The sequence below is a fragment of the Arthrobacter sp. 05L45_2 genome, assembly GCF_056397525.1.
On sequence record NZ_JBFTNO010000130.1, the window covers coordinates 1 to 9,051 of the forward strand.

General features: G+C 69.2%; 10 protein-coding genes. 5 read left to right on the top strand and 5 right to left on the bottom strand.

Features of this window, described 5'->3' with window-relative positions; genetic code table 11:
• On the bottom strand, positions 1–239 hold a 239-nt coding region (locus AC1DHD_RS10910; RefSeq protein ID WP_476879735.1), incomplete at its 3' end, for an SGNH/GDSL hydrolase family protein.
• Between the two features lie 69 nt (positions 240–308).
• On the opposite strand from AC1DHD_RS10910, the gene AC1DHD_RS10915 reads away from it, so the two are divergent.
• The gene (locus AC1DHD_RS10915; RefSeq protein WP_476879736.1) at positions 309–971 is read left to right on the top strand and encodes an alpha/beta hydrolase; all 663 of its coding nucleotides are present in this window, start codon (positions 309–311) and stop codon (positions 969–971) included.
• Positions 972–1,044: 73 nt separating this feature from the next.
• Here AC1DHD_RS10915 and AC1DHD_RS10920 read toward each other — a convergent pair whose 3' ends face one another.
• A complete protein-coding gene (locus tag AC1DHD_RS10920; protein WP_476879737.1) occupies positions 1,045–1,281 on the bottom strand; it encodes an RNA-binding S4 domain-containing protein in 237 nt (78 codons plus the stop codon).
• 33 nt (positions 1,282–1,314) lie between these two features.
• Here AC1DHD_RS10920 and AC1DHD_RS10925 point away from each other — a divergent pair, with 33 nt between their 5' ends.
• From AC1DHD_RS10925 to AC1DHD_RS10935, 3 genes are all read left to right on the top strand, one after another.
• Entirely contained in the window at positions 1,315–2,301 is a 987-nt protein-coding gene (locus AC1DHD_RS10925) for a DMT family transporter (protein ID WP_476879738.1), read from the top strand.
• Between the two features lie 118 nt (positions 2,302–2,419).
• Positions 2,420–3,805 carry a glycine--tRNA ligase gene (locus tag AC1DHD_RS10930; protein WP_476879739.1) on the top strand — a complete coding sequence of 462 codons (1,386 nt, stop codon included), beginning with the start codon at positions 2,420–2,422 and terminating at the stop codon, positions 3,803–3,805.
• Between the two features lie 2 nt (positions 3,806–3,807).
• Positions 3,808–4,821, top strand: a complete 1,014-nt coding sequence (locus AC1DHD_RS10935; RefSeq protein ID WP_476879740.1) for a GNAT family N-acetyltransferase — start codon at positions 3,808–3,810, stop codon at positions 4,819–4,821.
• A 31-nt stretch (positions 4,822–4,852) separates the two neighbouring features.
• Here AC1DHD_RS10935 and AC1DHD_RS10940 read toward each other — a convergent pair whose 3' ends face one another.
• The 3 genes from AC1DHD_RS10940 to AC1DHD_RS10950 are packed head-to-tail and all read right to left on the bottom strand — an operon-like array spanning position 4,853 to position 7,279.
• On the bottom strand, positions 4,853–5,707 hold the full coding sequence (locus AC1DHD_RS10940; protein ID WP_476879741.1) for a lysophospholipid acyltransferase family protein: 855 nt from the start codon (positions 5,705–5,707) through the stop codon (positions 4,853–4,855).
• A 1-nt stretch (position 5,708) separates the two neighbouring features.
• Complete coding sequence (locus AC1DHD_RS10945; protein ID WP_476879742.1) at positions 5,709–6,527, bottom strand: DUF1295 domain-containing protein; 819 nt, start codon at positions 6,525–6,527, stop codon at positions 5,709–5,711.
• Entirely contained in the window at positions 6,527–7,279 is a 753-nt protein-coding gene (locus AC1DHD_RS10950) for an alpha/beta hydrolase (RefSeq protein ID WP_476879743.1), read from the bottom strand. The genes AC1DHD_RS10945 and AC1DHD_RS10950 overlap by 1 nt, the downstream gene beginning before the upstream one ends.
• A 301-nt stretch (positions 7,280–7,580) precedes the next feature.
• On the opposite strand from AC1DHD_RS10950, the gene AC1DHD_RS10955 reads away from it, so the two are divergent.
• A complete protein-coding gene (locus AC1DHD_RS10955; RefSeq protein ID WP_476879744.1) occupies positions 7,581–8,954 on the top strand; it encodes an FAD-binding oxidoreductase in 1,374 nt (457 codons plus the stop codon).
• Positions 8,955–9,051: the final 97 nt, after the last annotated feature.

Below are 9,051 nucleotides of genomic sequence, written 5' to 3' on the forward strand. Positions count from 1 at the left end.
ACGATCTGCTGCAGCAGCCGTCCCCGGACCGCGAGGTTGGCGTACGCGAAATCCTCGTGGCCGCGGCTCAGTTCCTCGGCCACACGGTCCGCCCAGCCACGGTGGCCGCCCGGGCTGGCCGCCTCAGGGTCGCCGATGCCCTCGGTAAAGGAATCGCCCATGGCGACGTAGCGCGTCCAGGGGTGGTTGACAGTCCGGTCCGGGTAATTCTCCATCGCTTCTGTTTCGCTCACCTTCATATCCTGCCCCTTTCCGGCAAAGCTGCGCCACCGGACCGGCCACCGGGCGGCAACTGCAAGAATGGAGCCATGACTGACGCCGCCTCCGCCCGCTCTGCTTTCCCCGCCCCTGTCGTCCTGTGGTCCGCACCCGAAGAGGCCCGCGCAGGCCGGCCCCTGCTGGTCCTGCTGCACGGCTACGGCGCCAACGAACAGGACCTGTTCAGCCTGGCGGACATGCTGCCGGCCGAGTTCGTGGTGGCCTCGCTGCGAGCGCCTTTGAACTCTGGTCCGGGCTTCACCTGGTTCCCGCTGACGGCGTCCATCGAGTACTCGCTTGAGGCCGTCAAGGATGCCGCGGCCTACACCCGGGACTGGATCGACTCCGTGCGGGCCAGCCACCCCTCGGTCACGCTGCTGGGCTTCTCCATGGGCATGGCCATGGCCACCACGCTGCTGCGTCAGCGCCCGGACGGCTATGCCGCCGTCGTCGGGCTGTCCGGGTTTGCCGTCGACGCCGGCGCGGATCCGAGCTTCCGCGACGCGGAACTCGACGGCACCGTGCCGATGTTCTGGGGCCGCGACCAGCAGGACCCCGTCATCACCCCCGACAAGATCGAGTTCACCATGGGCTGGGTGCGCAAACACGTGAAGCTCACCAAGGTGCTCTACACCGGCATGTGGCACGGCATCAACCAGCAGGAGGTCGGCCACGTGGGCGAGTTCCTGACCCATGAGGTCCTGAACAAATAACGGCCGACGGCGGCGACGATCGCCGAAGCGGGACGGAGCCCTTCCGGTTGCCCTCCGGCGGGGCCGGCCGCTGCTAGGCTCCGTGGAGGGCGACGATCCGCACGGTCTGGCCGTTCACGGTGACGGTGTCGCCGTGGTGCAGCTGGCGGCCGCGGCGGTCGTCAATTTCGCCGTTGACTTTCACCAGTCCGTTCTTGACCAGCTCAGCAGCCTCCACGCCGTCCTCGACCAGGTTGGCCAGCTTCAACAGCTGGCCCAGCCGGATCATGTCGTCGCGGATGGAGATGTCTTCGATTTCCGGGTTGCTCATACAAGCAATAATGCCTGACCAAAGGTGGCACCAATGACCCACGCACCACGGCTTCCCCTCCCCGTGGGACTGCTCCTTGCCGTTTCGGCCGGACTCCTCGTTCCTGTCCAGGGCCGCATCAACGGCGCCCTGGGGACCGTCCTGGCCGACGGCCTGGCAGCCGCGGTGGTCAGCTTCAGCACCGGCCTGGTCCTGATGATCGTGATTTCCCTGAGCCTGCCGAAGGGGCGGGCGGGGCTGGCCACCGTCCTGCCGGCGCTGCGGGAGCGGCGGTTCCCGCGCTACTACGCCCTCGCCGGCGGGATAGGTGCGCTGTTCGTCTTCGCCCAGTCCTTCACGGTGGGCCTGCTCGGCGTCGCGCTCTTCACCGTCGCCGCCGTCACCGGCCAGACCCTCAGCGGACTGCTGGTCGACCGGATGGGCATCGGCCCGGCCGGCAAGAAGCCCGTCACCGGGATCCGGGTRCTCGGCAGTGTCCTGACCGTAGCCGCCGTGGCCTGGGCCGTGTCGCCGCGCTTCGATCCCTCGGCCGCCGGCTCCGGCGGGTCCGGCCCGCTCCAGTTGCTCATCCCCGTACTGCTGCCGGTGGTCGCCGGATTCCTGATGAGTTTCCAGCAGGCGATGAACGGCACGGCCACGGTGCACTACGGCACCCCCATCACCGCCACCCTGGTGAACTTCATCGCCGGCGGCATCCTGCTCTGGCTTGTCTGGCTCATCAAACTGGCCGCCGCGGGGCCCGGCAACGCCCTCCCCTCAGAATGGTGGTATTACCTCGGTGGCCCCATGGGCTGCGTCTTCATCGCCGTCGCGGCCTTCCTGGTCCGCGGCCTCGGCGTCCTGGTCACCGGGCTCGGGATGATCGCAGGCCAGCTGCTCGGCTCGCTCGCCCTCGATCTGGCCCTTCCCGCACCGGGCACCGTCGTCGCCCTTCCCACGGTGCTCGGCACCATCCTGACGCTGGCGGCCATTGTCCTGGCCAGCCTCCCCTGGTCACGGGGAGCCCTCAAGCGCCGGTAGCCCGGTAGGCTAGGACACTGCATCACACCGTTCGCACCACCCCGCCCGGCAACCAGCCGGTGACCCGGGGCTGACAGCACGGACCGCACCCAGCGGCCCTGTAGAAATTGGAGTTCCCATGGCAGCAAAATCCGTTCTTGACCAGATCATTTCCCTCGCCAAGCGCCGGGGTTTCGTCTTCCAGGCCGGTGAAATCTACGGTGGCTCCCGTTCTGCCTGGGACTACGGACCCCTCGGCGCCGAGCTGAAGGAAAACATCAAGCGCCAGTGGTGGCAGTCCGTCGTGCGCGGCCGCGAGGACGTCGTCGGCCTCGACTCCTCCGTGATCCTGCCCCGCCAGGTCTGGGAGGCCTCCGGCCACGTGGACGTCTTCTCCGACCCGCTGGTGGAGTGCCTCTCCTGCCACAAGCGCTACCGCGCGGACCACCTCGAGGAAGAGTACGAGGAGAAGAAGGGCCGCCCCGCCGAGAACGGCCTCAAGGACATCGCGTGCGCCAACTGCGGCACCCGCGGCCAGTGGACCGAGCCGCAGGAATTCTCCGGCCTGCTCAAGACCTACCTGGGCCCCGTGGCCAGCGAAGAGGGCCTGCACTACCTGCGCCCTGAAACCGCGCAGGGCATCTTTGTGAACTTCAACAACGTGCTGACCACCTCCCGCCGGAAGCCGCCGTTCGGCATCGGCCAGATCGGCAAGTCGTTCCGCAACGAGATCACGCCCGGCAACTTCATCTTCCGCACCCGCGAGTTCGAGCAGATGGAGATGGAGTTCTTCGTTGAGCCCGGCACCGACGAGCGGTGGCACCAGTACTGGATGAAGGAGCGGATGGCCTGGTACACGGGCCTGGGTATCCGGGAGGACAACCTGCGCTTCTTCGAGCACCCGCTGGAAAAGCTCAGCCACTACTCCAAGGGCACCACCGACATCGAGTACCGCTTCGGCTTCAGCGGTTCGGAGTGGGGCGAGCTCGAGGGCATCGCCAACCGCACCGATTTCGACCTCTCCACACACTCCAAGGCCTCCGGCCAGGACCTGAGCTACTTCAACCAGGCCACCAACGAGCGCTACACCCCGTACGTGATCGAGCCCGCCGCCGGCCTCACCCGCTCCTTTATGGCGTTTATGATCGACGCCTACACCGAGGACGAGGCACCCAACGCCAAGGGCGGCGTCGACGTCCGCACGGTCCTCAAGCTGGACCCGCGCCTGGCCCCGGTCAAGGCCGCGGTGCTCCCGCTGAGCCGCAACGAGGACCTTTCCCCGAAGGCCAAGGACCTCGCCGCACAGCTGCGCCGGAACTGGAACATCGAATTCGACGACGCCGGCGCGATCGGCCGCCGCTACCGCCGCCAGGACGAGATCGGCACCCCGTTCTGCATCACCGTGGACTTCGACACCCTCGAGGACCAGGCCGTCACCATCCGCGAACGCGACACCATGAGCCAGGAACGGGTTTCCCTGGACAAGGTGGAGGGCTATCTCGCCGCACGGCTGATCGGCGCCTGACCATGGCGATCGCATACCGCGAGTGGCGCGAGGGCGACGACCTCGCGCTCCTGGAGATGTGGGGCGGCCCGGAGACCGACCAGGCGCGGCAGTTCCGCGGCGCCCTGGCACCCTCGGGCAACGCCCCGTGGCGGCGCTGCATTGTGGCCGAGGACGTCGTTGACGGCGTCGCCATTCCGGTCGCGGCAGGCGTGGTCCACGAGGCCTCCCTGCACCCGGAACGCCTCTGGGCCTACGTGGAGGTKGCCCGCGACCACCGCCGCYCCGGCATCGGCTCCACGCTGCTGGCCATGCTCCGGCACGAGGCCGGCGGCTCGCCGTCGGGCGTCACCCGGCTCCGGACCAAGGTGGAGCCCGGCACGCCCGGGGCCGCTTTCGCCGAGGCGGCCGGCCTGGCCCCGATCCAGCGGTCCCGACTGGTAGTGGTGGAGCCCGGGTCACTGAAGCTGCCCGTGTTCGGCGACGGCTCCGAGGCTGCGGCGTCCGAACAGGTGGAGGACCTGGCCACGGGGTCCGTGGAACTGAGCGACGTCGTGGGACGGTACTACACGGCCGTGCACCACTGGGACAGCCCCGGGGAACTCAGCATCGCCACCGTCCAGCGGCTCTTCCTCGATGACCTCAGCGGAGCCCATGGGGCGATCGTCCTTCGCGCGGCCAAGGCCAGTGCCTTCGGTGCGGGAGTCCCGGCGAGCAAAAAAGGGAGGCTTCAGGCTTTCGCCGTCAGCTACGCCCAGGGCGGACCGGAAACCGGCGGCGCACCGGACGCGGCAGCAGGGGCAAACCCCGGCGGTGAGCCCTCGGACGTGTTCCTGGGCCACGACCCGGAACTCTCCGACGACGACGCCCGCGCCGCAGTCCGGGACCTGCTGGCCCTCATCGCCTACCAGTACCCGGTCCTCCTGGAACTGGACGACGCGATGACGGCTCTGCGGGCCGTCGTCGAGCCCCTGCTGGAGAGCGGCAAGGCACACCAAACCGGTGCGGAAACGCTGATCGTCTCCGACCCCGCCTAGGCGGAGCCGCCCGCGGTCACCCGGGAAGGGGTTAGCGGCGGCTGCGCGCGCGCCGCGGACCTTCGGCGTCGTCCAGCCGCTGCCGTTCCTCCTCGGTGGGTGCACCGCCGCCGAGAACGGCCGGCATCCACCAGGCACCGGGCCGCGGTGTGAGCGGGAAATCGGCGATGCAGAGGTCAATCCCGTGCTGGAGCGCCTCCCGGAGCCCGGCGGTCGCGGCCGCGACATCCAGGCCGGGAGCCGGGGTGAGGGGTTCGCCCACGTGGACCCGGACCGGCGCCCGCCATGCGCGGAGCGGGGAGAATCCGTGGTGCCGGGTCATGATCCGGTGCGCGCCCCAAACGGAGACCGGAATGATCGGTACCCCCGCCTCGGCGGCCATCCGGACGGCGCCGGTCTTGCATTCGCGGACCCGGAAGCTGCGGCTCACGCCGGCCTCCGGAAGGATCGCGATGTACTCGCCGTCCCGGAGCTTGCGCACGGCGGCGTCGTAGGCGTGGGCTCCGGTGTCGTACCCGACGACGACGTGCCCCGCAGCGCTGACCGCCGGGCCGGCGAACCAGTGGTCGGCGGCGCCCTGTGTGATCAGGAAACGCATCTGGGCTTTGTTGTGCCACCACAGGAGCAGCTCCGCAATGGCGAAATCCAGGTAGCCGAAGTGGGTGATGGCCACCACCGCGCCGGTGCCCGGTGCAACCCGCCGGGAAGCGCCCTGCCGTGCGGGACCGAAAGGCGAACTGTCACGCGAAACGGCCGGAAGGTGCTCGGAACCGGTGACGGTCACCTGCACCCGGAACAGCCAGCGGAGCGCCTGCCCGGTACGGACGATCACCCGGTAGAACCGGTCGTTCGGGCGGGGACGCCAGACGCGTCGGACGCCCGGCATCTCAGCGGCCGCCCGGTTTCCGTGTGCGGCGCGGGGGCAGCGGGAAGAACCCGGACGTGGACTCGATGTATTCCTTGTAGCCGGGCCGGGCGGACATGGCCTTCTCGGTCAGCGGTTTCCCGGTCTTGCCGGCGAGGGTCCAGATCATCAGGGCGGGGGAGAGGATGGTCAGCACGCCGGGCCAGGAGTCGGCGGCGACCAGGAACAGGCCGGCCCATACGGCGGCGTCGCCAAAGTAGTTCGGATGGCGGGTGTAGCGCCACAGCCCGGTGTCCAGGACGGTGCCGCGCCGGGCCGGATCGGCCTTGAACTGAGCGAGTTGCCAGTCGCCGACGGTTTCGAAGACGAAGCCGATGATCCACAGGAGCACACCCAGCAGGGCCACCCAGCCGAGGGTGCCGGTGCTGAACATACCCACCTGGATGGTGAGCGAGACGAAGAACATCACGATGCCCTGCGGCAGGTACACCCGGCGCAGGGCGTAGGTGTTGCGGGACCCGGGGGCCGCGGCGAGCATGTCCAGGTAGCGGGGATCCTCGTGGCCGCCCCGGGCGCGGACCCCGATGTGGAGGGCCAGCCGGACGCCCCATACTGCCACCAGCGCCAGCAGCAGGAGGCGCCGGCCGTCGTCGCCGTGTCCGGCGGAGAGCAGCCAGGAGACGGCGGCCGCCACCACAAAGCCCAGGCCCCAGACGGTGTCGATGACCGAATGCCGGCTTTGGCGCACCGCGATGGCGAATATCACCGCCAGGAGGGCAGCGAGCGCCAGTGCCACCCAGGGCAGGCTGGCCAGGAACGCGTCCAGCGGGAAGGCGGCCATCACAGCACCACCGGGAGGCTCGCAGCAGCAGGCAGGACCTGACGGAATGCGTCCGTGCCCCGGAGTTCGGTGCCGGCGCTGCTGCCGAAGGCGTCAAGGATAAAGCCGTTGGCCAGGGAGTTCCAGAGCCGGACCCGGCGGAACATAAAGTGGCCGGCGCCCTTGAGCGAGACATACTCGATGGAGCCCGCGACACCCTCGGCGCGGCGGGCGTAGGCCAATGAGTTCCGGGGGCTGGTCCAGCGGTCCTCGCTGCCGTGGACGATCAGGACGCGGCGCCCGGCGAGGGGTTCCACGGGGGTGGCCGCATCAAGCCACGGCGCCAGGGCGACGACGGCCTCAACCTGGGCGTCGTCGGCGACGCAGAGCGCAGTGAGGCCGCCCATGGAATGCCCCAGCAGGTACACCGGCACCCCGGGGTGTTCGAGGCTGATCTGGGCCAGGGCCCAGCGGGCATCCTGGACCGGTGACATGTCCTGCCCGTTCCAGCCCCGGTAGCGGTTGCGGAGGGTCCAGACGGCCAGTCCGTGCGGGCCGCCCTCATTCCGGAGCGCCTGGGCGAAGGGAAGCATCCGGGCCGGGCTCAGGTGCCGGGCCCTGACGGCCTCGAAGCTGTCCGCCCGTCCGCCGTGCAGGACCAGGACGACGCCGCGCGTCTGCCCGGACGCGTCCGCGATGCTCAGTTCGGCCCTGGCCGCGGGACCGGTCCCGGCCGTGCCTTGCTCCCGGTCATCTGTCTTGCGTCTGGCCACGCTGGTGCCTCCCCGTCGTTTGTCCCTGCAATGATCAACAATAAGTTGCCCGCCGAAGTTCCCGGCCGCTGCTCCGCCGGCGACTCCACGCGGACCTCATTCCAAGAGGCATTCGGTGCAGCGGGCGCGGGGGATGGGACGGCCGGCTTCGACGCCGGCGCCGGGCAGCGTGGCCGGACCTCTTGACTCCCATCCGGGGGAAGAGTAGGCCTGTGCTCGTAAGCCTCCGGACGCCATGCCGGCTGGGAGCACAAGAACACCGTCCGGGTCGGAAACCACGACGAAATCGACGGTAGAAAAAATGAACGGAACCGACTTCGAGGCCCTGCGCGGGCAGGTCCGCGGGCAGGTCATCACGTCCGGCGATGCGGACTACGACGCCGCGCGGGCGGTGCACAACGGCATGATCGACAAGCGGCCCGCCGCCGTCGTCCGCGTGTCCCAGGTTGCGGACGTGATCGCGGGTGTGAATTTCGCCCGGGACAACGGGCTGGCCGTGGCGGTCCGCGGCGGCGGCCACAGCGGCCCCGGGTTCGGCACCGCCGATGACGCGCTGGTCATCGACTTCACCAACACCCGCGGGGTGCGGGTGGACCCGGCCGGCCGCACCGCGAGGGCGGAGGCGGGTGCCACCTGGGCGGACTTCAACCACGCCACCCATGCCTTCGGGCTGGCGACCACCGGCGGCGTCGTGGGTTCCACCGGCGTATCCGGGCTGACGCTCGGCGGGGGTATCGGCTATCTTGACCGGAAATTCGGTCTCAGCTGCGACAACCTGCTCTCCGCCGACGTCGTCACCGCCGAGGGCAAGTTCCTGACGGCCAGCGATAAGGAGAACACAGACCTGTTTTGGGCGCTGCGCGGCGGCGGCGGGAACTTCGGCGTCGTTACCTCGCTTGAATTCCGGCTGCACCCCGTGGACATGGTCCATGCCGGCATTGTCATCTACCCGGCGGAGCACGCCGAGACCGTGGCGAAGTTTTACCGCGAGCACATTTCCGCCGCGCCCGAAGAGCTCGGCGCGTTCCTGGCGTTCCACCAGGGGCCGCCGGTCCCGTTCCTGCCCGAGGAATGGCACGGGAAACCCGTCTGCATTGTGGTCGGCATGTGGACCGGCGACCCGGCGGAAGGCCCGGCCCGGTGGCAGCCGTTCCTGGACGCCGCGCCGGTGGCCGGATCCATGGTGGGGCCCATGCCGTATCCGGCCCTGAACTCGGCCTTCGACGCCATGTATCCCAAGGGCCTGCTCGCCTACTGGAAAGCGGCCTTCCTGACCGAACTCAACGACGGGGCCATCAACGCCCACCTCGAGTTCGCGCCCCGGGTACCCACGGTGCAGACCGCCGTCCACATCTATCCGATCGACGGGGCGGTGCACCGGGTGGGTGCCACGGACACGGCCTTTCCCAACCGGAACGCCAAGTTCTCCCCGGTCATCGCCTGCCACTGGGAGAACCCGGCGGACACGGCGGCGAACGTCGCCTGGGTGCGGGACTACGCGGCCGCGCTGCAGCCCTTCTCCGAAACCGCAGGCTACATCAACTTCATGGACGGCGATGACGCAGGCCGGGTCGCGGACAACTACGGCCCGAACTACCAGAGGCTGCGCGAGGTCAAGGCCACCTACGATCCGCAGAACCTTTTCCACGTCAACCAGAACATCGTGCCGGCATAGCCGGGGGGTGCCGACACCGTAAAGTTTTCGGCATGAGGTTGAACTGCTGATGGGCGCCGGACACTCACACACCGGACACTCCCACACCGTCCAGGGG

Excerpts from the sequence above, each read along its gene's own strand:
- AC1DHD_RS10930 (WP_476879739.1), top strand. The coding sequence starts at position 2,420 with ATGGCAGCAAAATCCGTTCTTGACCAGATCATTTCCCTCGCCAAGCGC.
- AC1DHD_RS10915 (WP_476879736.1), top strand. The coding sequence starts at position 309 with ATGACTGACGCCGCCTCCGCCCGCTCTGCTTTCCCCGCCCCTGTCGTC.
- AC1DHD_RS10940 (WP_476879741.1), bottom strand. The coding sequence starts at position 5,707 with ATGCCGGGCGTCCGACGCGTCTGGCGTCCCCGCCCGAACGACCGGTTC.
- AC1DHD_RS10945 (WP_476879742.1), bottom strand. The coding sequence starts at position 6,527 with ATGGCCGCCTTCCCGCTGGACGCGTTCCTGGCCAGCCTGCCCTGGGTG.
- AC1DHD_RS10955 (WP_476879744.1), top strand. The coding sequence starts at position 7,581 with ATGAACGGAACCGACTTCGAGGCCCTGCGCGGGCAGGTCCGCGGGCAG.
- AC1DHD_RS10920 (WP_476879737.1), bottom strand. The coding sequence starts at position 1,281 with ATGAGCAACCCGGAAATCGAAGACATCTCCATCCGCGACGACATGATC.